The organism is Streptomyces sp. NPDC052107 (genome assembly GCF_040680215.1).
Lineage (GTDB): Bacteria > Actinomycetota > Actinomycetes > Streptomycetales > Streptomycetaceae > Streptomyces.
The window spans coordinates 1-22574 of the sequence record NZ_JBFAWG010000085.1 but is presented as its reverse complement, the minus strand read 5'-3'; the positions used below and the strand labels follow the sequence as shown (position 1 = coordinate 22574).

The 22574-nt window shown below is 68.1% G+C and carries 20 protein-coding genes and 5 pseudogenes; 14 read left to right on the top strand and 11 right to left on the bottom strand.

Annotation, left to right across the window (positions count from 1 at the left end):
- The coding region (locus AB0M27_RS39625; RefSeq protein WP_365729627.1) for a transposase at window positions 1–221 on the top strand (221 nt) is incomplete at its 5' end.
- 491 nt (window positions 222–712) lie between these two features.
- Here AB0M27_RS39625 and AB0M27_RS39620 read toward each other — a convergent pair.
- The gene (locus AB0M27_RS39620; protein WP_365729636.1) at window positions 713–1090 is read right to left on the bottom strand and encodes a hypothetical protein; all 378 of its coding nucleotides are present in this window, start codon (window positions 1088–1090) and stop codon (window positions 713–715) included.
- Between the two features lie 35 nt (window positions 1091–1125).
- On the opposite strand from AB0M27_RS39620, the pseudogene AB0M27_RS39615 reads away from it, so the two are divergent.
- Window positions 1126–1747: pseudogene (locus tag AB0M27_RS39615) on the top strand (hypothetical protein); the annotation flags it as partial.
- A gap of 296 nt (window positions 1748–2043) precedes the next feature.
- On the opposite strand, the gene AB0M27_RS39610 reads toward AB0M27_RS39615, so the two are convergent.
- The 4 genes and pseudogenes from AB0M27_RS39610 to AB0M27_RS39595 all read right to left on the bottom strand — a co-directional run bounded on the left by AB0M27_RS39610 (window position 2044) and on the right by AB0M27_RS39595 (window position 5588).
- Entirely contained in the window at window positions 2044–3006 is a 963-nt protein-coding gene (locus AB0M27_RS39610; protein ID WP_365729621.1) for an aminoglycoside phosphotransferase family protein, read from the bottom strand.
- A gap of 275 nt (window positions 3007–3281) precedes the next feature.
- Window positions 3282–4431 (bottom strand): annotated as a pseudogene (locus AB0M27_RS39605) (transposase).
- Window positions 4432–4458: 27 nt separating this feature from the next.
- Entirely contained in the window at window positions 4459–4932 is a 474-nt protein-coding gene (locus AB0M27_RS39600) for a DUF6114 domain-containing protein (protein WP_365729620.1), read from the bottom strand.
- An 86-nt stretch (window positions 4933–5018) separates the two neighbouring features.
- Window positions 5019–5588, bottom strand: coding sequence for a DUF6230 family protein (locus tag AB0M27_RS39595; protein ID WP_365729617.1), 570 nt, complete (start codon window positions 5586–5588; stop codon window positions 5019–5021).
- 604 nt (window positions 5589–6192) lie between these two features.
- Here AB0M27_RS39595 and AB0M27_RS39590 point away from each other — a divergent pair.
- Window positions 6193–6564 (top strand): helix-turn-helix domain-containing protein, encoded by a 372-nt coding sequence (locus AB0M27_RS39590; RefSeq protein ID WP_365729615.1) that lies wholly within the window; start codon window positions 6193–6195, stop codon window positions 6562–6564.
- 326 nt (window positions 6565–6890) lie between these two features.
- Here AB0M27_RS39590 and AB0M27_RS39585 read toward each other — a convergent pair whose 3' ends face one another.
- The gene (locus AB0M27_RS39585; RefSeq protein ID WP_365729613.1) at window positions 6891–7322 is read right to left on the bottom strand and encodes a MarR family transcriptional regulator; all 432 of its coding nucleotides are present in this window, start codon (window positions 7320–7322) and stop codon (window positions 6891–6893) included.
- A gap of 147 nt (window positions 7323–7469) precedes the next feature.
- On the opposite strand from AB0M27_RS39585, the gene AB0M27_RS39580 reads away from it, so the two are divergent.
- The 6 genes and pseudogenes from AB0M27_RS39580 (at window position 7470) to AB0M27_RS39555 (ending at window position 12473) form a co-directional block, all read left to right on the top strand.
- Entirely contained in the window at window positions 7470–8030 is a 561-nt protein-coding gene (locus AB0M27_RS39580; protein WP_365729611.1) for an NAD(P)H-dependent oxidoreductase, read from the top strand.
- 105 nt (window positions 8031–8135) lie between these two features.
- On the top strand, window positions 8136–9200 hold the full coding sequence (locus tag AB0M27_RS39575) for an LLM class flavin-dependent oxidoreductase (protein ID WP_365729609.1): 1065 nt from the start codon (window positions 8136–8138) through the stop codon (window positions 9198–9200).
- Between the two features lie 725 nt (window positions 9201–9925).
- Window positions 9926–10825, top strand: coding sequence for a DMT family transporter (locus AB0M27_RS39570; RefSeq protein WP_365729606.1), 900 nt, complete (start codon window positions 9926–9928; stop codon window positions 10823–10825).
- Between the two features lie 263 nt (window positions 10826–11088).
- A complete protein-coding gene (locus tag AB0M27_RS39565) occupies window positions 11089–11259 on the top strand; it encodes a hypothetical protein (RefSeq protein ID WP_365729605.1) in 171 nt (56 codons plus the stop codon).
- A 30-nt stretch (window positions 11260–11289) separates the two neighbouring features.
- Window positions 11290–11592, top strand: a pseudogene (locus AB0M27_RS39560) (transposase family protein); the annotation flags it as partial.
- A gap of 65 nt (window positions 11593–11657) precedes the next feature.
- Window positions 11658–12473, top strand: coding sequence for a class I SAM-dependent methyltransferase (locus AB0M27_RS39555; RefSeq protein ID WP_365729635.1), 816 nt, complete (start codon window positions 11658–11660; stop codon window positions 12471–12473).
- Window positions 12474–12553: 80 nt separating this feature from the next.
- Here the strand turns inward: AB0M27_RS39555 and AB0M27_RS39550 are convergent.
- Window positions 12554–12781: pseudogene (locus AB0M27_RS39550) on the bottom strand (hypothetical protein); the annotation flags it as partial.
- A gap of 29 nt (window positions 12782–12810) precedes the next feature.
- Window positions 12811–13068, bottom strand: coding sequence for a hypothetical protein (locus AB0M27_RS39545; protein ID WP_365729604.1), 258 nt, complete (start codon window positions 13066–13068; stop codon window positions 12811–12813).
- A gap of 330 nt (window positions 13069–13398) precedes the next feature.
- Here AB0M27_RS39545 and AB0M27_RS39540 point away from each other — a divergent pair.
- Both AB0M27_RS39540 and AB0M27_RS39535 read left to right on the top strand, forming a co-directional pair.
- A pseudogene (locus tag AB0M27_RS39540) lies at window positions 13399–14428 on the top strand (IS256 family transposase); the annotation flags it as partial.
- A gap of 52 nt (window positions 14429–14480) precedes the next feature.
- On the top strand, window positions 14481–15839 hold the full coding sequence (locus AB0M27_RS39535; RefSeq protein ID WP_365729602.1) for a transposase: 1359 nt from the start codon (window positions 14481–14483) through the stop codon (window positions 15837–15839).
- Window positions 15840–15942: 103 nt separating this feature from the next.
- Here AB0M27_RS39535 and AB0M27_RS39530 read toward each other — a convergent pair whose 3' ends face one another.
- The gene (locus AB0M27_RS39530) at window positions 15943–16425 is read right to left on the bottom strand and encodes a hypothetical protein (protein ID WP_365729600.1); all 483 of its coding nucleotides are present in this window, start codon (window positions 16423–16425) and stop codon (window positions 15943–15945) included.
- Between the two features lie 22 nt (window positions 16426–16447).
- Window positions 16448–17053 (bottom strand): DUF6082 family protein, encoded by a 606-nt coding sequence (locus AB0M27_RS39525; protein WP_365729633.1) that lies wholly within the window; start codon window positions 17051–17053, stop codon window positions 16448–16450.
- A 715-nt stretch (window positions 17054–17768) separates the two neighbouring features.
- Here AB0M27_RS39525 and AB0M27_RS39520 point away from each other — a divergent pair.
- On the top strand, window positions 17769–19241 hold the full coding sequence (locus AB0M27_RS39520) for an alpha/beta fold hydrolase (RefSeq protein ID WP_365729598.1): 1473 nt from the start codon (window positions 17769–17771) through the stop codon (window positions 19239–19241).
- A gap of 178 nt (window positions 19242–19419) precedes the next feature.
- Window positions 19420–20202 carry a transposase family protein gene (locus AB0M27_RS39515; protein WP_365729596.1) on the top strand — a complete coding sequence of 261 codons (783 nt, stop codon included), beginning with the start codon at window positions 19420–19422 and terminating at the stop codon, window positions 20200–20202.
- 130 nt (window positions 20203–20332) lie between these two features.
- On the opposite strand, the gene AB0M27_RS39510 is transcribed toward AB0M27_RS39515, so the two are convergent.
- A complete protein-coding gene (locus AB0M27_RS39510; RefSeq protein WP_365729594.1) occupies window positions 20333–21244 on the bottom strand; it encodes a helix-turn-helix transcriptional regulator in 912 nt (303 codons plus the stop codon).
- A gap of 204 nt (window positions 21245–21448) precedes the next feature.
- Between AB0M27_RS39510 and AB0M27_RS39505 the strand changes: the two genes are divergently transcribed.
- Window positions 21449–22429, top strand: a complete 981-nt coding sequence (locus AB0M27_RS39505) for an aldo/keto reductase (protein ID WP_365729592.1) — start codon at window positions 21449–21451, stop codon at window positions 22427–22429.
- The last annotated feature ends 145 nt before the right edge of the window (window positions 22430–22574 follow it).

Sequence of the window (22574 nt, the reverse complement as noted above, 5' to 3'; positions counted from 1 at the left end):
TGCGTGAGCGAGCCATCCGCGAGGTCCAGAGCTCGGGCCGTCCGGTTGCGCATGTCGCCCGGGATCTTGGTATCCACAAGGAAGCCCTGCGGCAACGGGTCCGCCAGGCCGAGGCCGACCAGGGCGACCGGCCTGATCTGCTCACCACGGCCGAGAAGAACGAACTCGCCCAACTCCGCAGAGATCGGGGCAGCTCAAGGGGCATCAGGGAGTTCTTCTGATCGATGCCCCTCGCCCGTGACGGGGCGCCGAGGGCAAGGTCGCCGCCGACGGTGTCGGGCCAGGCGGCCACGACGCGGGTTCCGTAGTCCTTGCCGCTCCCCCATCGGGTCAGGACTATTGGGGCACAGTCGGATCATCACCGGCTCAGCCCCGCTTCGGGGTGGGTTCGCCCCTCGGTAGTCGTCGGATGGCGTTGCCCGGGGCCAAAGTTGCATGCTCCATTTGGGGGTATTGCGGTTACGGAACGCGCGGTGGGGCGTTGAACGAGTATGAGCCGAAGTCATAAACGGAAGCGGTCACGGTCGCGAGCGTTCGAGCAGGTGCAAGCACAGTTAACTCGTGCGGCTGCTGCGATGGCCGTGGGGAAGAAGCCGCCGCGGCAGGCAGTGGAAGAAACGGTTCGCCCGGCAGGTGCAGAGCCGGACAATGACCGTAGCAAAACGACACCGCCCGGCTTGAGCTGAGACCATCCGCCCGCCTTCTCATCGCCTCACCAGCGACGGTCGTCGCCGGCTGCCTCGATGAGGGTCGGCCCGTTGCCGAACCCGGTGAATACGGCGAGGACTTCCTCGAGGTCTGCCTCGGCCCTCTCGTGCCCTTGTTCCCGCTCCCAGTCCTCAACGGTGGGCGCAGCGCCACCTCGCTTGCAGGCCGGGCAGTAACCGCGCAACACCCGGCCGAGGGCGGCGAAGCCGGTCGCGGTCGGCTTCCTTCCCGGCCTTGCGCTTCCACGTCCCGCGGTCGGCTTCGAGCTGCTCGAGCCATGCCGGCCCCCAGGCTCGCGCATGCCGCGCCTGCGGCAGTCGCGCAGCAGGTCGGCCCGCGACTCGGCGGACTCGCACAGACCCTCGGTGTCATCGCCCCACACCTACGCACAGCCGCGATCCGGCAGGTCGGCGATTCTGGCAAGCAGTGCGGCCCAGCTCAGACGCCCTGCACCGCGTGCTCCTTGACGGTGTCCACACTGCGCCGCTCTCCTGGGCGGAACGGGCAGAGAAGGGTGAGAAATCACCCCCGTTCGAACCGATTGCCACGTGGCCAGGGCGGTTCGGGCCGAGCCACTGCTGGTCGTGGAGTCCGCAATGCAAGGCGGCAGCCGGCCAGGCGCTCCCCCACCTGCCGGCGGCCTGCCGAGGGCAACCGGTGCTGGTCCCCGACGGTCTGACCGCGGACGTGTTCCAACGCGGGTTGGCTGGACCGGGACGGCCCTCCCCCGACGCGGGCGTCGACATCCTCCTCGTACCGGTCCATCCCCAGACGGGTCACACCTGGACACCGGCCGGCCCGACTGCATCGGCATACCCGCTGCCCCTGCCGCTGGGCGTATGGCTGTGGCTGGTCTCTCCCCAGCCATACTTGCCGGTTCCCGCGTCGGGCGGCATACCCCAAGACGTCCTCCGCGACGACCCGCTCCCGCCGCACCCCAACTACCTGTTCCGGGCCCGACCGGGGAACGTTCCAGCACACCTTGGTCCGGCTACCAGCCGTTCGCAGCCCGTCGATGCGCACGATCCTCGAGAACCTCACGCAGGACACGTCGGCCGACCTCTTCCAGTCGTCTGGCAATCGAACAGCGCCAGACTCTCGTGCCTCCCCAAGTGGTCAACATCCGCTGTCCATTCTCCGGTTCCGGCACAGATCTTGGGGAGCGGTTACGGCGACTGATATTGCCGTTCGATTCGGAGGCGTCGCAGAGCTGTCGGCCGGGAGCCGGCCCGTACTCGGGGGTGCCCCGGTGCGGGTCTGCGATCGGCTCCGCTGCCGGACGTGGCAGCCTGGACCGGAGCTCTCCGCCGGGCCCGCGACCCAGGCCGCTCTGGTTCAGCCCAGCGCGTCCATCAGGGCGCTGACATAGGCATCCAGCCGCTCCTCCACAACTCGCGTCGTCAGCTCTGTCTTCCCCGCCTCCCGCCATGCCTGCGCCACCGACTGCACTTCTTCTGAGCACGCCAGCCCGTCCCGCACCCGCCAGTACAGCCGCTCGCTCGCGGCCGCGGCCAGCACCCCGCCGGCCTCCTCGTACGCCTCGGGGAACCGCAGACCCCACGCCGGGCCGTGCAGCAGCGCGAGATTGGTGGAGCAGTGCGCCACATCGAGATCTGCGGGGCCCCAGGACGTCGCTGCCCAGTCGACGACCCCCGTGATCCGAGCACCTGCCGGCCTTGGGGGCGGCACGTCGAACAGCACGTTGCCGGGTTGGAAGTCCCGGTGCAGGAATCGCCCTTCATAGGGCGGCGCGGGCTTGCGGATCACGTCGATCGCCGCGGCCCATGCCGCCGCGTCGGCACCCTTCGGAGTGACGACAGTGTCGGCGGTCGTCAACGTCACACACTCCCGGGGCCGCTCGGCGGGTCGCACCGCGTGGATCGCCACGAGTTGCCGGGCCATCACAGGGACGCGCGTCTCCAATCCCTCATCGTCGAGGACTGTCCGGCCCGCCAGATGTGTCATCAGGAGCGACGGATACTCGCAATGCGCGGCGGTCGGATCAACTGCGATCAGTCCAGGAGCCGGCACGCCGGTCCCCGCGAGCAGGGTCAGGGCGCCGGCCTCCCTGCTCAGCCAGTCCTCGGCGCGCTCCTCATAGAACGGGTCGACGAAGGTCCGCAGCACCAGGTCACGGGTACCTCCATCCCGCGTGCCGATGGTCAGCCTCCGCATTTCGGCAGTGATGCCGCCGTGCAGCGCGTCGGTTCTGACGATCCGTTCGCCGACCTTCAGGTGCCGGCTCACCCAAGCCAGTGTCAACGGTCGGACAGCCGCCGACTCATCGTGGTTGGTCACTGTGCCACCTCAACATCGGGACGGCGGCATGCGCAAAAGCTTTCCTTGGAGGCGATGGCAACGCTGCTCTGCACCTCTCGCAGCTGCCGCAGGCACCGTTCAGGCACTCGCGTCGAGCCGTGGCCACAGCCTGGAATGTCCCCGTACAGCGGATTCTGGCATTGATCGCGGGGAGCCGTCACGATCAATCAGTCAACTTGACCCGGCCCTGAAGGGTTGGGCTTGGAGGTAGAGCCCAGCTGGCTGCTGGGTGGTCTCCTCCGTACAGACACCCCTTATGGGGTGGCAGGGACGCGTGACTCACGCCCCGCAGTCCACGCAGCCTCACCCTTGCGGGCAATGTTGCGGGAAGCGTTCCGGTCCGCGTGGGCAACGACCCCGCCGTTCCGGCAGATGAAAGGGCCTGGCTTGCCCGGTTCTTCTTGTCGATGTGGCCGCACTCGGAGCACTGCTGCGACGTGCAGGTGGGATCGACAAAGACCACGGGCACGCCAGCCCTGCGGGCCTTGTAGACGATGAAGTCTCCGAGCTGGGCGAAGGCCCAGGAATGGAGCGCGACCCGTTGGGGCTTGCGGAGCCGTACTCTCTGCCGGATTCCCTTGAGTTCTTCCAGGGAGATCCCGGCGGAGGTGCGTTCAGCCTCGGTCACGATCGTCTTGGCGATGATGTGGTTGGTGTTCTTCACATGCCGCGCCTCGCGGCGTGAGCGGTCCTTCAGCCGACGCTTCGCGCTCTTGGTGCGCTTCTTCCGGAGCTTGGCCCGCAGGGCAAGCTGTCGCTTGCGGTACCGGTTGAGCCGGCGTCCGACGGCCTGGTAGCCGGTGGACGTGGTGGCGATGTTGACAATTCCGAGGTCCACGCCGATGAAGCCGTCCGGCTCGTACCGGGCAGCCTCGGGGACCTCACACACGGCGATCAGGTAGAAGACCCCGTCACGCTCCACGAGGTCGTTTCGCCCTTGCGATACTGCTGGAGCACCTTGAGTGCCTGCGGCGAGCACGCGAACCGGACGCCCTTGATGCGGCCTGCGGTGGTCCAGATGGACACTGTCTGCTGGTTGTACTGCCAGCTCAGACACCGGTCGTCGTATGGCTGCGCGGCCTCGGACCGGAAAGTGATCGGCTTGGACTCGGCCTTCCTACGGCGCTTCGACCCCGGCTTGACGAGGTTCCCGGCACGGATGTTGGCGTGCAGCGTGGTGTAGGCGTCGCGGACCTTCTCGATGACGTGCTGCGCGGCCTGCACGCCCAGACCCTGTTCCTTGAGATGGACGTACGTGTGCTTGCGCAGCTCGTACTCACGGGGGACGTCGTTGACGAACGCCACCTTCGAGACCCAGTTCGCCAGGTCGTTGACCGTGTGCAGGGTCGCCGAGATGGCCGGGGCCTGTACGGCACCCGGTATCAGCTTGACCTGCGTCACGATGGAAGCGCACCCGGGCTGGTGCGGTGGTCAGGTGCCACGTCGGCCCTCTCCTTTCAAAACCGCAGGGGCCGTGCGGTCACTCGACGGCTCGTCGGCCGTAGGCGGCATCCAGGCGCAGGCCAGGGAGCCGCCGATCAGGCTGGATGCCGCACCGAGGAAGAGGCCGCCGAAGTTCGCGACGGGAAAGGAGATGAGGGCGAGCAGGAGGGTGGCGATCCCGGCGAACACACGAAGGTGGGGGCGGTACCAGAGCGCGATGCCGAGTACCAGGAGCAGAATTCCGATCACCAGGGACCCGGCACCGGACGTCGTCGACAGGGCGAGTGGAACCCCGCCCAGGTCCAGGTGCGCATAGGGCCAGTAGAGGATGGGCCAACCGGCGGCGAACGTGAACAGCCCGGCCCAGAAGGGGCGTTCGCCACGCCAGGTGCTGAACCTGCGCCGAAGCTCCGGTGCTGTGAGGAGCAGTTCACGTCGTCTGCCGAGGGGGTTGGTGATCACGCGTCCTGTCCTGATCAGTGGTGCTGCGGTCTTGTGAGGAGGATGCGAGACCCGGGCCTGTGGCCCCCGCACAGGGGCCATCCGGGTCAGGGGCATGCGTGGTTGCCCCGCTCGAGCTGCACGCGCAGACCGGGAACGCTGAGCGTGTCGGCGGAGAGTGCGACCGCGCTCACCCGCACGTCAGTGAGGGTGGTTGACACAGCCTGCTGGCCGACGCCGTCAGGATCGAAGAACCGCGAGGCCTTGTCTCCGGGCTCGACCGGGCCCTTGGCGATGGCGCCCTGGGCGACACCGATGTCCAGGCCCCTGAAGTCCGTGCCTTTGGCCGTCTCGTTCGTCGCGTCGATGAACAGGTCCGACGCCTCGGCCGGCCGGTCACCGCCGGTGAGGCGCAGAGTCTGCGTGCCCAGCACCGGAATGTCGACGAGGAAGGACTGGCACAGCCCGCTGAGCGTCGCATGCCGGAAACCGGTAACCACGACAGGCACGAGTTCGCCTTTCCTGGTCACGTCGACCATGCCGTAGAGGCTGAACCCACGAGCGGTCAACGAGTCGGCGGTGATCTGGAATTTCCGGCCGGAGATGAAGAACGAGGCGGCGAGCACTCCCTGCGCCATCGCGATCGCGACCGTCGCGCACGCGGCGACGCTGGACACCAGGACCACCGCGAAACGCCTCCAACGGGTTCTCCCGGCGCGGTGCGACATCCCGTCTCCTTCAGTGGTGCGGTCAACCCGCCCGAAGGGCAAATGCAACCCAATTTGTCCGGTGATGGATGGATCCTAGAGTTCCGGGTGCCGCAACCGGCCGCACCCCAGGCCCGCCGTACGAGTGATACACGTCTTACGGGCCCTTCACACGACGGCGGCATACGGCCTGCCGGGTGACACAAGACCACTCGTGAGCGGCGGGGCCGGGTGCTGCCCTGGCCGTGGCCAAAGCGAACAACCTCGTCCTGGCCGCCGGCGTCCACGGTGTCCATCACCACCGCAAACGCCTCGGCGCCCGGCCGCACCGCCGCCGCGGCCCCCAAGGCCTCGACCGCGCTCCTGACGGCCATCTGGGGCATGCCGGGCGTCCTGCCCAGCCCGCGCACGACCATAGACCTGGCAAGCGTGCTCCTGCCGGCGACCCCGCTGCCGCGCTCCCACCACGCCGCAGCGCTTCTCTCCGAGCCCGAGCCGCCATCGAGTCACGCCCGACGGGCCGCCGCAGCCGTCAGGTCCCGGCAACGAGGTCCTGGACGGCGACCTCGCCACCTTGGATGGCCAGTTGCTCGGTCGACGAGTGCACGACGGTGCCACGCCGCACGGCGACCTCGTGGGTTCGGAGGTACCGGTGAAGCGTCGAGAAATGGGAAAATCGGCATGTCCAATCGACCGCTCTCTGTCCGAGGTCGGCGACGCCTGGACACTCCAGATCCTGCGTGACGCCCTGCAGGGCATCACTCGGTTCACGGACTTCAACGAGCAGATCGGCGCCGCTTCCAACATCCTGTCTGCACGACTGCAAAAACTCGTGGCCGTCGGGATCTTCAAGATCCACGAGTCGACACTCGGCAACTCACGCGAGTACGTCCTCACCGAGAAGGGCCGGGATTTCCACACTGCCCTCTCAGCCCTGCGCCAGTGAGGACACAAGCTCCTCTTCGAGGACGACGAGCCGATGAACCGTGTCATCGACGCCCGGACAGGACAACCGCCCCGCCCCTGTCCCTCACCGCCGAGGACGGCAGGGAACTGTCCCCCGACGACCTGCATCTGGTCCAGTCGCGGGCGGCGGACCCCACGGTGAAGGCGACACCGATCGACACGCCGCGCCGCCAGGCTTAACAGGGCGGCTCACGCCGCTCTCCGGTCGTGGGGCCCGGACCACGAGCGGCAGGTTGCCGCCCCCACCGCAGTACAGCTTCTGATCCCATGACGGGCAACTCCACACCGTAACGGCTCGCCCAGATCTCAGCAGGCCTTCGCGATGTGCCGCAGTGCGGTGGCGAGTCGGGCGAGGTCATGGCCGGCGAGATTGTCGAGCACGCGCCGCCGCACGCTGGCCAGATGAGCGGGCCACGCCTCCTGCAGGCGGGCGAGCCCCTCTTTGGTGAGGACCGCGTTCCAACCGCGCAGGTCCTCGTCGCACCGGACCCTCTGGACGAACCCCTGTTTCTCAAGGCGGATGACGACACGGGTCATCCCGCTGAGCGTGAGGTTGCAGGCCGCGGCGAGTTCACTCATCCGCATCCGGCTGTCAGGGGCCTCGGACAGGATCATGAGGGGGGTGTACTCGGAAAGCCGCAGACCTCCGTCGCGGAACATGTCCGCGTCGACGGCGCGCGGCAGCGCCGTCATGACGTCGCCCAGCGCGCGCACGAGTGCTTCTTCGGCGGCATCCAAGGGGCGCAGGGTTTGTTCTCGTGGGGACATGCCTCACACCCTATCTCCTTGACACGTCAATCAAATCTCCCATCTACTTGACACGGCAAGTACCCGCACATGCATTTACTTGACTCAGCAAGTACCTCCTCTTGCAAAGGTGAGCAAATGACGAAAATAGGCATCATCCTCGGCAGTACGCGGCCCGGGCGTAACGGTGAGGCAGTGGCCCACTGGGTGCTCGAGCACGCCCGGCGCCGCACCGACGCCGAGTACGAGCTCGTCGACCTGCTGGACTACAAGCTGCCGCTGCTGGATGAGCCCTACCCGCCGGCGATGGGTCAGTACAGCCAGCCGCACACTCACGAGTGGGCCGCGAAGATCGCCTCTCTGGACGGCTTCGTGATCGTCACCCCTGAGTACAACCACTCGGTGCCCGGCGCGCTGAAGAACGCCATCGACTTCCTGGCGGCCGAGTGGGCCAACAAGTCCGTCGGCTTCGTCAGCTACGGCTCCACCGGCGGCACCCGGGCCGTGGAGCACCTGCGCCTGATCGCCGGCGAACTGCAGATGGCGGACGTCCGCTCCCAGGTGGCGCTCTCCCTGTTCACCGACTTCGAGAACTTCAGCGTCTTCAAGCCCGCCGACGCACAGGCCGATGCCCTCGCCGGCACGCTGGAGCAGGTAGTCGCCTGGAGCAAGGCTCTGGCACCGCTCCGCGCCAGCTGACGAACCGCCCGGCCGACACCGCCCTCCCGCCCCGTGCACGACGCCGGTGCGGGAGGCAGCCCCGTGCCCCACCTTCCGCCGTTACCGCACGTGAGAAGCCTGTCCATGACTAATCAAGCTCCCTCCCCTTCGGGCGGGCACCCCATCACTCTCGGCCTGGACACGTTCGGCGACGTGTCCCACGATGCCCAGGGCCGACCCCTGCCACACGGCGCGTCCATCCGCAATCTCGTGGCCGAGGGTGTCCTCGCCGACCAGGTCGGGCTCGACCACTTCGCCATCGGGGAACACCACACCGACTGGATGCCCCTCTCCGCGGCGGACGTGGTCCTCGCGGCGATCGCGTCACGCACCTCCCGCATACGGCTGGGATCCGGCGTGACCGTCATCAGCTCCGACGACCCCGTCCGGGTCTACCAGCGCTACGCCACGCTCGACGCCGTCTCCGACGGCCGCGCAGAACTGATCCTCGGCAGAGGCTCCAGCACCGAGTCCTTCCCCCTGTTCGGCTACGACCTCGCCGACTACGACCTCCTCTTCGAGGAGAAAGTGAATCTCTTCGCCGAACTGCGCAAAGAAGAGCCCGTCTCCTGGTCGGGAAGCACGCGGCCGGCCCTGAAGGACCAGCCCGTGTATCCGCACAGCGAGTCCGGGGCGATCCCGACCTGGATCGGCGTCGGCGGAAGCCCTCAGTCCGTCGTCCGCGCCGCACGCTACGGATTCCCGCTCATGCTCGCCATCATCGGCGGCCCCACGGCACGGTTCGCTCCCTTCGGACAGCTCTTCCGGCAGGCACTGACGCAATACGGCCACCCCGACCAGCCCGTCGGCGTGCACAGCCCCGGACATGTGGCCGCGGCCGACGAACAGGCGATCGACGAATTCTGGCCCCACTACGAGACGGCCATCCGCAAAGTCGCCCGGCAACGGGGATTCCGCCCTCCCACTTTCGAGCAGTTCATGCACGATGTCGGCCCCGGAGGTGCACTGTTCGTCGGATCACCCGAAACAGTGGCCCAGAAGATCGTCACCACCCTGAAGGACCTCGGAGCCAGCCGCTTCGACCTCAAGTACGGGATGAACGGCCTCCCCCACGAGGCACTCATGACCAACATCGAACTCTTCGGCACCGAGGTGGCCCCACGGGTCCGGGACCTGATGAGGCCGTGACGCCCATCGCCGTTCCACTTCCACCTCAACCACTGCGGCAGCACCTGATATCCCAGGGCGGCAGGAGTTGACGGCGGACCGGAAGGGGCAGCCCGGGCGGATGCTGTGTGCAGTGGACGGCCGGGCGCCGGGCGCGATGGCCATGCCCGCATGGCGCGGCGATCGTGGCCACCGGCCGGGCGGACGCGAGCGGCGCTCCACTCGCCGCGGTCGGCCTTCCCCTCGCCGGTTGCGACCAGGCGGACCACAACGCCCGTGGTGGATGAGCCGCAGGCCCCGGTGCCTCGATCTCGACGGCGGGAACCGGGGCCCGGGACGCCTCATGCGGTCCGGCCGGGTGCAGGGCAGTATGAGCCCGCTGACCAGCTCAATTTCACCATGGCCCGGTACTCGCGCAACCGGACGGCATAGCAGCCCGCGCCACCACTGCGCCTGCGGGCTCGTGCCATGGCCGCGGGCGGACGCGGACAGCCTGCACATCACGCCGCAAAGCAAAAGCGCCAGGACCTCGAGCGGGCTCTGCCGCACAGCGCGCTGGTCGGCGCGGTGCCCCTCCCTTCCCGGCGCCCGGGCGCCAAACTCCCTGCCGCGCCCTGGGACATGGGGCGGTGGCGCAACACACCCACCGCAATACCGCCACGCGCAGGCGGAATGCGACGTCAGACACCGCGGTTACCCCAAGGATGTCTGGAGCGGGGGCTGCAACGACCAAGGGATGACCGGCCATGGCTCTTTCCGTCTTTCTCGCCGCGCTTGCAGCATGCAGTAACGCGCTGGGAACAGTTCTGCAGCGGCGGGCGGCGCTGACGGTCCCGGCCTCGACGTCCCTACGCCTCGGCCTGATCATCGATCTGTTGCGCCACCCTGTCTGGCTCGCGGGTATCGCCGGCGTCACCGCCTCCGCAATCCTCCAGGCGCTGGCCCTGGCCTCCGGCTCACTCGCCATGGTCCAGCCGGTCTTCATCCTCGAACTGCCACTGGCCCTCGTGATCGGCGGTGCGGTCTTCCACGTGCACCGCTCCCGCAAGGCCTGGTCCTCGGTGGCCTGCATCGCCGCGGGACTGACCGTCTTCCTGTTCTCCCTGGCACCTTCCGGTGGCAAACACGCGGTATCCGGCTTCCGGTGGGTGCCCACGCTCCTGGTCGTCGGCGGCATCGCCACGGCACTCGTGCTCGCCGCCACACGAAGACCTCTGGGCATGATGCGAGCGTCCTGCCTGGCTGCCGGAGCCGCCCTCGGCAACACCCTCACCGCCGCGCTCATGAAATCGGCCATGGCCATCCTGGGCGATCAGGGCCTTGAGGCCTTCCTCCTGTCGTGGCAGACCTACGGCTTCGCGGTGATCGGCGGCACCTCCCTGTTCCTGCTGGGAAGCGCCATGCAGGCCGGTCCCCTCATCGCCTCCCAGCCCGCGCTGACGCTGACCGACGCCGCAACCGGTGTCGTACTGGGCATCACGATCTACGGGGAGGAGCCTCGCACGGGAATGTGGCTGGTGTCGGCCCTGACAGGATTCGCCGTGCTCACCTGCGGGGTCCTCGCGCTATCCCGCACACAGTGCCTGGCGAACTGCCTGAATGCGGAGGAAGAGCAGTCCCGTCCCGTGGAACACGCCGTGGCCTAAGGCTGTCCCGTAATCGATCACGGGTTGCTGTCCTGCGCGGGGCAGCTGGTGGAGAGTTCGCAGGTCACACGCCGTTAGCCAGCGCTTACCATGCCTTCGTGACCCGGCCCTGGACGGACGATGCGCAAGACGGCGGATGAGTTTGCCCAGTTGCTTGGGATTGCTCCTGCCGGTGTGGACGGCGGCAACCTCACGTTCGCACGGGGAGACCTGCACTCCACCCTCCCGATCTGGAAAGACCGCTAGAGCTGGAACGGGCGGCCGTGGCCAAGCTACGGAAGCGAGGCGAGGAACCGGTGGCGCCCTGGCCCGACTACCTCTTCCGGCAAGCCGTCGCCGACTGGGCCAAGCAGTTCTCCAAGGCCACCGGGATCGACCTCAGCGACTTGGCCAAGCTCAAGCGGAAGCACCCTGAGTATCCCGAGGCCCCGTAATCTCAAGATCCACGTACTGGGGGCTGCATAGCGTGAGAACTGTCCGGCATGAAGGCCGCCGTCGGCAACGCCACCGTGATTGCCGACGGGCGCTACCGGGGCACCGGCCTGGTCATCCCACATCGCCATGAGCGCGACCAGCCCCAACTCCCGGCCTGGAAAGAAGAACACAACCGCTCGCACCGACAGGTTCGCGCTCGTGTCGAACATGCCCTCGCCCGCATGAAGTGCTGGAAGATCCTTCGGGACTGCCGCTTGAAAGGTGACGGCGTTTACCATGCGATGCTCGGCATCGCCCGCCTTCACAACCTCACCCTCGCCCGGCCCAGGTGATCATTGCGGGACAGCACTAGGCTGGCGCGGTGACTGATGAGCAGGAGCGGGTGCAGCCGTCGGGAGTGTGGGCCACGGCGGTAGGGGTGGCCAGGGTGCGGGCGCTGGAGACCGAGCGGGAGAACGCGCTGTTCCGCGACCCACTGGCACAGGCCTTCGCCACCGCCGGCGGCCTGGGGCCCTCCTCGCCGCCGCTGGCCGGTGACGAGGCCGCGCGACGCCGCCGGCTGGGCGTGGCGTTCTCCATCGTCATCAGGACGAAGTTCCTCGACGACCTTTTGCAGCAGGCCTCCGCGTCCGGTGTCCGGCAGGTCGTGCTGCTCGGCGCCGGCATGGACAGCCGGGCCTTCCGGATGGACTGGCCCGAGGGCACCCGGCTGTTCGAGGTCGACACCGCCGCGCCACTGGACTTCAAGGCTTCGGTGCTGCGCCAGGAGGGGGCCGTCGCACGCTGCGAGCGGATCACCGTCGCGGTGGATCTGCGTGAGGACTGGCCAGCCGCGCTGGCCGCCGCAGGGCACGACCCGGCGGTGCCGACCGTGTGGATCGCCGAAGGACTGCTGATCTATCTGCCCGAGGACGCGGTGGAGCTGCTGCTGGCCCGGATCAGCGCGCAGTCGGCGGCAGGCAGTCGGATGGGGCTGACGTTGGGCTCGCGCGGCGTGATCGAGCGCTTCGGCCTGGACGCCGTGCCGGGTTCGGCGGCGTCCATGTGGCTCTCGGAGATGCCCGACGACCCGGTGGGCTGGCTGGCCGGGCACGGCTGGGAGGCCGGCAGCCACACCCTGCGCGAGTGCGCTGCCGCCTACGGCCGCCCGATCAGCACCGCACCGCAGCGCGAGGAGCGGCCCGGCGGACTGATCTCGGCGGTCCGCCGGTAGAGCGCCTCCCGGTTCCCTAAGGGCTGTCCCGCGATGATCACGGAGCCGGGGCAGAGCTCCTCGATAGGCTGAGGACGGACTCAGCCGGTGCCTTGTGAAGTACCCAAAGAACGGGCGAAGTCCGCAAGAGCCCGGAAGTCATCCTCGCGCAGGCCGATCCGCGGGTTGACGTGGTGCAGAAGGCCACGTGCGCGATGGTGGGTGGTCACGTACGCCTGGTCCAGGTCGCTCTGTTCGTCGTCCACCCACGCGAAGGGGCGGCCGTTGGCGTAGCCCACCAGGGGAGCAGTCTTCCAGTGAACTCCGTCGCGCGCGCCAGAGCTGGATCAGGTGGCGTTCACCGTGATCGCCGATGCCGGGGGTTGGGGCCGTCGGCGTGGCAGTACAGGCGCAAGCGTATCCAGTCACCGCCCTCGGCGGCCGGCGGCACGTCCAAAGGTGGTTCCTCTTCGGGCCAGGCGTCCCAGAAATCGCCCTGCCCGATGGTGGCGAGGCAGAGGGCAGGGACGTCGGCGAGCAGGCTCATCTCCTCCGGGGGCTCCCAGCCGCCATCTGCTTCAGGGCCGGGCGGGGCGTCGTGGACCTGAACGGCCATCTGCAGCGGGCCGGTGTCGATGGTGGGCCGGACGACGGCGATTGCCTCGGTAAAAGGGACGCAACGCCAGCCGATGGGAGGGGTATAAATGCCCCTCGGGCGGCTTTTCAGTCGGCCTGGTGGCCGACTGGCTGGTGACGGGCTCTCAGATCGCGCCCCATGAAGTGGTGTAGCCGGGCAGGGTCCCGGAACGCGCGGGTGTCTGCCCGGGACGTGCATCTGCTGACCTTCCATGCTCCCTGAGCAAGGGCAGGCCATCGCGCAAGTCTCCCTGGTGAACGGGCAATTCAACCGGAGGAGCACGCGAGGGCCTTGTCCCAGTCTGAGCTGATGCGGCTGCTTGAGTCACTACGTCGGGCCGACGGAGTTGAAGCAATCAGGGTGGTGTGCGAGCGCATCCTGCAGGAGCTGATCGAGGCCGAGGCCACCGAGGTGATCGGTGCCGCCCCGCGCGAGCACTCCGAGACGCGCACGACCTGGCGCAACGGACACCGGGAGAGGCTGCTGACCACGCAGGCAGGCGACCTGGACCTGAAGATCCCGAAGGTGCGAAGCGGGTCGTTCTTCCCGTCGCTGCTGGAACGCCGGCGGCGGATCGACCGGGCGCTGTTCGCCGTGGTGATGGAGGCATACGTGCACGGTGTTTCGACCCGCTCGGTCGATGACCTGGTCAAAGCCCTGGGGCGGACAGCGGGATCTCCAAGTCCGAGGTCTCCGCATCTGCGGTGAGCTGGACGAGGAACTGACCGCGTTCAAGGAGCGGCCGCTGGACCACACCGTCTTCCCCTACGTCTTCCTGGACGCCACCTACTGCAAGGCGAGGGTCAACCACCGGATCGCGTCGCAGGCCGTGGTCATCGCCACCGGGATCTCCGCCACCGGGCACCGCGAGATCCTCGGGCTGATGGTCGGCGACAGCGAGTCGAAGCCGTTCTGGACGAAGTTCCTGCGGTCCTTACGAGCCCGTGGCCTGGAGAACGTCCAGCTGGTCATCTCCGATAGCCACAGCGGGCTGGTGGCCGCGATCCGCACCGTCTTCCTCGGCGCGGCCTGGCAACGGTGCCGGGTTCACTTCGTCCGGGATGTGTTCTCGGTGATCGAGAGGGGCTCCGGGGAGATGGTCGCCGCCACTATCCGCACCATCTTCGCGCAGACCACCGGCGAGCAGGTGCGCACCCAGCTGAACGTGGTCGCCGACATGCTCGGACGGCAGTCTCCGCAGGTCAAGACGATGCTGCTGGATGCGGCGACGGACATCACCGCGTTCGCCGACTTCCCGCCGGCGCACTGGAAGAAGATCTGGTCGACCAACCCGCTGGAGCGGCTGAACAGGGAGATCAAGCGGCGGGCCGACGTCGTCCTTGTTGTCGGAGTTCCGCACTCGGGTGGTCGACCACGGCCTGGAGGAGAGGGTGCTGGATCTGCTGGTTGCGGCGCTGAAGGAGAAGGGCCTGGTCAAGGCCGGAGGCAAGCAGCGTACCGATTCCACTCATGTGCTCGCGGCGGTGCGGGAGTTGAACCGGCTGGAGCTGGCCGGGGGGACGGTGCGGGCCACGCTGGAGGCCCTGTCCGCTGCGGCCCCTCACTGGGTGGCTAAAACGCTGGAGGTCGGCGGATGGAACCGGCGTTACGGACGGCGGATCGATGCGTACTGGCGTCCGCCCGGCTCCCAGACCCAGCGCGACCAGCTCGCCCTGGACTACGGCCGCGACGCGGTGGCCCTGCTGCGCGCGGTCTACCATCCGGCCACGCCGGTCTGGCTGCGGGAGCTGCCCGCGGTCCAGACGTTGCGGCAGATCACCGTGCAGAACTACCTGATCACCACAGACAGCAACGGAGCGGAGGTGGTCAAGCGGCGGGAGGCGGACACAGACGGTCTCCCGCCCGGCAGAATCCGCCTGACCTCGCCCTACGACCTCGACGCCCGCTACGGCACCAAGGAAGATCTGCACTGGACCGGATACAAGCTCCACATCAGCAAGGTCTGCCAGCCGTCCCCCGATGACAAGACTCCGCGGCCCGGCCGGCAGGCACGTCCCCCGCTCCCGAACATGATCACGCATGTCGCGACCACCGATGCGACCGTGCCCGACGTGAAACTCCTCGAGCCCGTCCATCAGGCTCTCGCCGACCGCGGCCTGCTGCCCGCCGAGCACTACCTGGACTCCGGCTACGCGAGCGCCGAACTCATCGTCGGCGCCCGGGCCGCCTTCGGCATCACCCTGGTCACGCCGCTGCTGACGGGCACCTCCCGCCAGTACCGGGAGAACGCCGGCTACCAGCGTGAAGCCTTCGCCATCGACTGGGACGCCCGCCAAGCCACCTGCCCCCAGGGCGCCACCAGCCGGTTCTGGAGTCCGGCCAAGCAGAAGGGCCGTGACGTGGTCGTGGTCCGCTTCGACCAGGCCGACTGCGGCCCCTGCCCCGTGAGAGCAGAGTGCACCAACGCCACCCGCTGGGGCCGCCAGCTCACCCTGCGGCCACGGCCGCTGCACGAACTCATCCACGCCAACCACACCGCCCAGCAAGATCAGGAATGGCGTGCGAAGTACGCCCTGCGGGCCGGCGTCGAGGGCACCATCCGCCAGGCCATAGCGGTCACCGGCAACCGCCGGGCCCGCTATCGCGGCCTCGGAAAGACCCATCTCGAGCACGTCTACTCCGCCGTCGCGCTCAACCTGATCAGGCTTGACGCCTGGTGGAACGGCCAGCCCCTCGACCACACCCGCACCAGCCACCTCGCCCGCCTCGACCTCACCCTCGCCGCATAGCCCACATTTGGCCAGCAGGATCCACGGGGCGGGACCGAAAGGGCCCGGGACGACTATCCAAGACGGCTCCGACGCCGTGGTCACCAGCCACAGCGAGATCGTCTCACCGAGTTGTGTCATCCCCGGCTGACCGTCGCTGGCCGGACCACATGTCGCCATACGCGGCGTCCATGAACTGCACCTGCGGCCCACGCAGCGCGGACGCGTCGGCTATCTCGCCCCGGGCCGCCTCAGCAAGGCGGAACGCATAACGATAGGCAGCGCCCCGCATGGGCTCACTTCGGGCCGCCAGATCGATCTCCGCCTGCACGAGCCAGAGTTCATCAACGATCTGGCCGAGCTCGGCATCGGCCGCGGTGCCGCCATCGTCCGAGCGCGTGAGCGCCTTCTCCACCTGCGAAGCGATGCTGAGGAACTTCAGAACCGCTTCCTTGAGCTCCGCGCGGTGCGCGGCTGATTCCTGCAATTCGAGCTGCCGGGTGCTCGCTTGCGAGACGAGGTACTGGCCAAACAGCGACCCGCCCGCGCCGAGCGCCACGCCGGCCAAAGACAACAGCGCCGGCCCCAAGGTTCCCCAAGATCCCATGGTCGGAGTCTCTCAGCGTCGGCTACGCAGAAACGATCCAAGGGCCAGACCAGTGCCCAGGCCGATCAAGGCACTGGCCGAGGTCCGCCATCGGCGCGATGCCCCCCGCAGCAGGCGTGGACGGCAGGCTGGGGGCACGCGGAGAGCGAGCCGGTGGCCCGGCGGCGACAGCGCGTGCGTGCTCCTCTCCCACGACGCTCGCGAAGCGACGACCGATGCGGCTTGCGGACGAACGGGCGATCCACGACGAGTGAGCCCTGCTCCAGTAGTCGCGGCCAGCCTTGCCGGTGAACATTCCGGCAAGCATGTCCCGCAGCAGACTCTCGGGGATCGTCCCGATTTCGAAGCCCATCCACGCATAGTTCATCATCAGATCGGCATAGACATGCCGTTTCCGCTCGTCCGGACCGACGATGTCCGTGTCGCCCCAGACAGGCTGGAAGAGCGCCATGGCGTCAAGCTCCAGCCGGACCAGCTCAAGGTAGTAGCTGCGAATCCCCTGGATCTGCTCTGCCCTGGCCTGTCGGTTCTGAACGATCAGGGACACCGCGACGCCGGCCAGCGCCAGTGCCGAGACGATCGCCGACGTGAAGCCGTACGCAGCACCGACCTGACTCCGCCGGTTCAGTCCACTCCCCGGGAGACGGAAATCTCCTCCAGCACGAAAGGCGACAACAGCACCACCATCAGTGCAATCACCGCAGCGGCGACCAACCCCAGAATCTTGGTCACCTGGCGAACCACCGTTGCTGTCCCCACCGGACGATGACGAACTATCAGGTCAATCACCCCCAGGTCGGCCTACCCCTGTGACTAGGCCGAGCTTGGGCAGCCCACTTCCAGCAGACATGCCCCGGTTCCCCCCACCTGCACAGCCGTGGGGGCTGGGTGTGGCCGTCGAGGCGGACGGTGAACCAGTGGGTGAGCTGACCAGTGATGCGGGCTCTCGGCCCAGCCGGCCTGGACGTGGACCCGCTCATGTGGCGCCTGAGGCGGATGCCCGATCACATCGGCGTTCGAGCCGGAACGGTCGCGATCTTGTATGTGGACCGTACCGATGGTGCAGTGACGCAGTCTGCCCCATGAGGCATCAGCCGTCCGGGATACAGCCATGGCCTGTTCGAGTGAGCCACGAGCCATGTGAGGCAGCCGGCACCGGGAGAGCGTGATCGGCTGGGACTCGGTGCCCCAAGTCGACGGCTGTGCCAGGGCGGACGGTACCGCCGGCCGGAGCGCGCCCGACGGGGTGCCTCCCGCGCAGAAAGTGAGTCTCCCTGATGTCCTGGCGGAGTTTCCGAGCGAAGGGTCCGGCCCTCGGCGCCCGGCGACCGCATCCGGGCCGCGTGCTGGCTGCGGCCGGGGCTGGCAGGCGGTGGCTCCTGCTGGGGGTCTGCCTGATCATGGCTGCCGTTGGCTCTAGCAACTCGATGGCCGCTGCCAACATCACGTCTTCGGCCAGGCGCTGCGACAAGGGGCCGACCGGCGTCGAGACCCGCGATCACTGGCTGCACTTCAGGGTGCCGCCCGGGCTGATGCCGGACCCGCAGTTCGACGGACGCCGGGCGAGGCTCCAGGTCCACCGCGTCCAGCCGGTGTACGCCCACGGCAAATGCCCTTCGGTGCCCACCCGGGCCGCGGTGCTGATCCACGGGCGCATCCAACCCGGCCCGGCAGCATTCGACCTACACCAGCCCACTCCGGAGGGCGACAAGCTCAGCGTGCAGGAAGGGCTCGCCCGCGCGGGAATCGACACCTTCGCCCCGAGCCTGCTCGGCTACGGCCGCTCGACGCGCTTCGGGACCGGCCTGGACGATCCCGGCAACGCAAGTCTCAGGCCCTACCTCCCGAACGGCACCTGTCCCTACCCCGAGGGGTGCGACCGCACCCACGCCCCGGTCTTCCCCCTCGACCAGCAGGGAGCGCTGCTCCTGACCAATCCGCTCGGCGGGCAAAGGCGCGCACATTCGAGCAACGTCCGCTTCGCACGCACCGACACCTTCGTACGCGACATCCGCCAGGTCATCGACGACGCCATCGCGCGCGCGAAGCCGACGGACGGCAAGGTCACCCTGCTCGGCTGGTCGGCCGGCGGGCAGCACGTCGCACGAACGCTGTATGCGACCAATCCGGTCCTTCCCGGAGGCTCCCAGTACATCGCGAAGGTGAACCGTGTCGTGTTCCTCGATTCGTTCTTCGGCACACCGACCGAAGAGACTCCGCCGCCAACCGGCTTCGCCACTTTCCCGCTGCAGGTCAACAACGCCGCGGCCGTTTCCGGGACCTGGCAAATGCCGCCGGAGCGCGAGGCCGCCTGCACCGGCCACGTCGTCCCGGGCAGTCAACAGCAGCTTTGGTCGCAGTTCCTGCAGTTGGAGACCGTGGGGGGCGAGTGGGGAGGGGACGACCCTGGGCATCCGACCGGTCTCAGCCGCTCGCCGACGTTCTCCAGCTACGGCTGGAACACCACCGTCGCGCAGCAGCTGACCACACCCTCGCTGGTCATCCACGGCCTCGAGGACACGGCCGCGCCGCCGACGAATTCCACCGCCATCTACAACAACCTCCCGGTGGCGAACAAAGTGCTCGTGCAAGTCCAGTGCGCCAGCCATGCGCTGCTGTACGAGGGCTGCTCCGGCCCGCGTTGCACGCCGAGATCTGGGGCGCCCTACGGTGGACGTCCGGGCGAACCCTGGGCCGGCCCGCATGCCACGCTCAAGGCCGCACTCATCGAGTGGATCAAGAGCGGAACCTTCAACGGCGCCGCGAACGGGCGGTTCATCGTCAATGAGAGTGGTGTGGCGAGCGCCAGCCCGTAGAGCAACCTCCGGGCCCTGAGATGACAGCGGTGAGGTTCCGCACGAGAGAACAGCGAGCCATTTTCATCGTGACGGTACAGGTCACGGCAGGGGCCCACGGCCCGGTGTCGACATAGGACGAGGCTCCCGGTAAGACATCAGCCGACCAAGATCCGATGCCCCAACCGGGAGCCTCACTGTGCTGTCGTACCCTGCAGCGATTCCGCTGTCCACACGTACCTTGAACCACCTCGCCGGGCTCATCCGCCGCCACCGTGAACGGTGCCGATCTCGATGGCGCCGCCTCGACCCCGGCCGCCAAGCCCTGCTCGCCCTGGCCCATCTGCGCAACGGCGACACCTACATCCGTCTGGCCTTCGGGTTCGAGATCGGTGTCAGTACCGCTTGGCGGTATGTCCGCGAGGCCGTCGGCCTGCTCGCCGCGACCGCCGACGACCTGGCCGCCGCCATGGTCAGGATCCGCGCGCTGGCGTACGCGATCCTCGGCGGCACCTTGATCCCGGTCGACCGGGTCGCCGATCAGAAGCCCTACTACTCCGGTAAACACCGACGTCACGGCGTGAACGTGCAGGTCATCGCGGACGCGGCCGGCCGACTCGTCTGGGCGTCCGCGGCACTGCCCGGATCCACCCATGACCTGACCGCGGCCCGCACCCACGGCATCATCGATGCGTTGACCAGCGCGAACGTGATGACCTTCGCTGCCAAGGCGTACCGGGGAGCCCGCGGCGGCGTCCGGACACCGTTCAAACGCCACCGCCACCGGCCGAACCCGTCGGTCCTGAAGAAGGCCGTCAACCGGGCACACGCCCGCATCCGCGCCTGCGGCGAACGCGCCAACGCCACCCTCAAGACCTGGAAAGTCCTGACCAAGCTGCGCTGTTGTCCGCGCCGAGCGACCGCGATCGTGCAGGCCATCCTCTTCCTACACCACGTCGAGAACCCGATCTACCGAGGATGAAGAACGCTCACCGATCATCAGGCAGCCCTGGTTCTTGATCTTCTTCCCTGGACAAGAGGAATGATCGTTCAAGGGCTGTCTCCATGACCAGGCGGGGTCGATACCGACCGGCCGCAGGTTAAAGATCAAGTTAGTCCTCGGGGTTCCGGCCGCGTGTTCCTGCTGTCGGGTTGTTGTTCCGTTGGTTGTCGGCGTTCCAGCTGGCCAGGAGGCGGATCACGTCGGCTTCGGGGGTGCCGGGTTGGGGGGTGTAGACACTGAGGATCTGGCTGGAGACGGCGTCGATGCGGAGGGTCTCGTAGGGCAGTGTGACCTCGCCGATGAGTGGGTGCCGGAAGGTCTTCGTGCCGGCTCGGGGGGTTCGTACGTCGTTGGTCGCCCAGCGCGTCCGGAATTCTGTGCTGCGGGTCGCGAGTTCTCCGATCAGTTCGGTCAGGTCGGGGTCGTCGGGGTGGCGGCCGGCCTCGATGCGCAGCATCGCCACGGTGTCGGCTGTGATCCGGTCCCACTCGGGGAACAGGTCCCGGGCTCCGGGCTCCTCGAGGAACAGGAAGCGGGCGCTGTTCGTCCGTCCGGGCAGGTCGTACACGGGTGCGAGGAGCGCACGCCCCAGTGTGTTGACCGCGAGGATATCGAACCGGCCGTTGAAGACCACTGCGGGTAGGTGGTCCATAGAGTCCAACAGCACCCGGATTCCGGGGGTGATGAGGTCTTTCGCTGCGCCGCGGCTCCGCTTACGGGCCGCGGGGGTCAGAGCGGCGAGCAGCCGGTCGAGGTGAGCGCGTTCGTCCTCGTCCAGACGCAGGACGCCGGCGACGGCGTCGACGACTCCGGCGGAGGGCCCGGTTGCCTGGCCGCGTTCGAGCCGCACGTAGTACTCCGGGCTGACCCCGGCGAGCAACGCGACCTCCTCCCTGCGCAGGCCTTTCACCCGACGGCGGGTGCCCTGCGGAGGAAGGCCCGCGTCGGCGGGCGTGACCCGGGCGCGGCGGGTGGTGAGGAACTCGCGGACCGCTGCCCGCGCGGCCTCCTTCTCGTCCATGAGATCAAGGGTAGGCCCGGCCCGCGTCCCGGAAGGGGTCCCTGTGAGTACCCCTTTTCGCAGTGCCTGTCGGGATGCGGTGAACGGATGTTGGCTGGATGCCGGTGAGATCGAGATCGGCGCCCGGATGCCGTGGACACCGTCCCTCGCCGCTTCCCTCTGATGCACCTCCTTCGACACTCTCGACGAGAAACGAGTTCTCTGATGCAGCACGCCATACTGGGGAGCCTGCGGGTTTCCCGGATCGGTCTGGGTGCCATGTCCATGGCCGGCACCCTCCTCTCCGGCGGCGGCCTGGACGACGCTGAATCCATCCGCGCCATCCATCGCGCGCTCGACCTCGGCGTCACCCACATCGACACCGCTGAAAGCTACGGCCCGTACCACAGCGAGGAGATCGTCAGTCAGGCGCTGGAGGGTCGGCGCGACCAGGTCGTCCTCGCCACGAAGTTCGGCATCCTGTCCCATTCCGGGGATGGAACCGGCCTGTTCGACAGCAGTCCGGCCAACATCCGCACCGCCGTCGAGGGCTCCCTGAAGCGCCTGCGCACCGACCGGATCGACCTCTACTACCAGCACCGGGTCGACCAGAACACCCCCATCGAGGAAACCATCGGCACCGTGGCCGAGCTGGTCGCCGAAGGCAAGGTCCTGAGCATCGGCCTGTCCGAGGCCTCTCCGGAAACGATCCGCCGCGCCCACGCCGTGCACCCGATCGCCGCGTTGCAGACCGAATACTCCCTGTGGACTCGCGACGTCGAGGACGAGCTGCTGCCCCTGCTGCGCGAGCTGGGCATCGGCCTCGTCCCCTACGCGCCCCTCGGGCACGGGTTTCTGACCGGCCAGATCCGCACGCCGGAGGAGATCCCCGACGGCGACTGGCGCAAGACCAATCCGCGCTTCATCGGCGAGGCCTTCTACCAGAACCTGCAGCTCGTGGAGGAAGTACGGAACATCGCGGCCGAGGTCAGTGCCACCCCGGCACAGATCGCGCTGGCCTGGCTGGTGGCCCAGGGCGGGGACATCGCCCCGATCCCCGGCAGTAGGCGAGTAGCTCGCGTCGAGGAGAACGCCGCCGCCGACGGCGTCATCCTGACCGCCGACCAGTTGCAGCGGCTCGACACCCTCACGCCGGCCACCGGCGCCCGACACGACGACTTCAACGAGTCCACGATCGACCGCTGAACCCAGCGTCAGCGCGTGTGCCTCAACCAGCCCGAACACCGGACCCCAACGGGGTTGTGAACAGCTGCCGCGGAACAGCGTACGAGTGTGTTCTGGCGCGGATGAGTGAGTGTTCGGGCTGTGGTGGGCGTACGGGGAACGATAG

What these genes read in the sequence shown, in the direction of transcription:
- AB0M27_RS39505 (WP_365729592.1), top strand. Translation starts at nt 21,449, where the DNA reads ATGCAGCACGCCATACTGGGGAGCCTGCGGGTTTCCCGGATCGGTCTG.
- AB0M27_RS39510 (WP_365729594.1), bottom strand. Translation starts at nt 21,244, where the DNA reads ATGGACGAGAAGGAGGCCGCGCGGGCAGCGGTCCGCGAGTTCCTCACC.
- AB0M27_RS39530 (WP_365729600.1), bottom strand. Translation starts at nt 16,425, where the DNA reads ATGGGATCTTGGGGAACCTTGGGGCCGGCGCTGTTGTCTTTGGCCGGC.
- AB0M27_RS39580 (WP_365729611.1), top strand. Translation starts at nt 7,470, where the DNA reads ATGACGAAAATAGGCATCATCCTCGGCAGTACGCGGCCCGGGCGTAAC.
- AB0M27_RS39575 (WP_365729609.1), top strand. Translation starts at nt 8,136, where the DNA reads ATGACTAATCAAGCTCCCTCCCCTTCGGGCGGGCACCCCATCACTCTC.
- AB0M27_RS39545 (WP_365729604.1), bottom strand. Translation starts at nt 13,068, where the DNA reads ATGGCCGTTCAGGTCCACGACGCCCCGCCCGGCCCTGAAGCAGATGGC.
- AB0M27_RS39570 (WP_365729606.1), top strand. Translation starts at nt 9,926, where the DNA reads ATGGCTCTTTCCGTCTTTCTCGCCGCGCTTGCAGCATGCAGTAACGCG.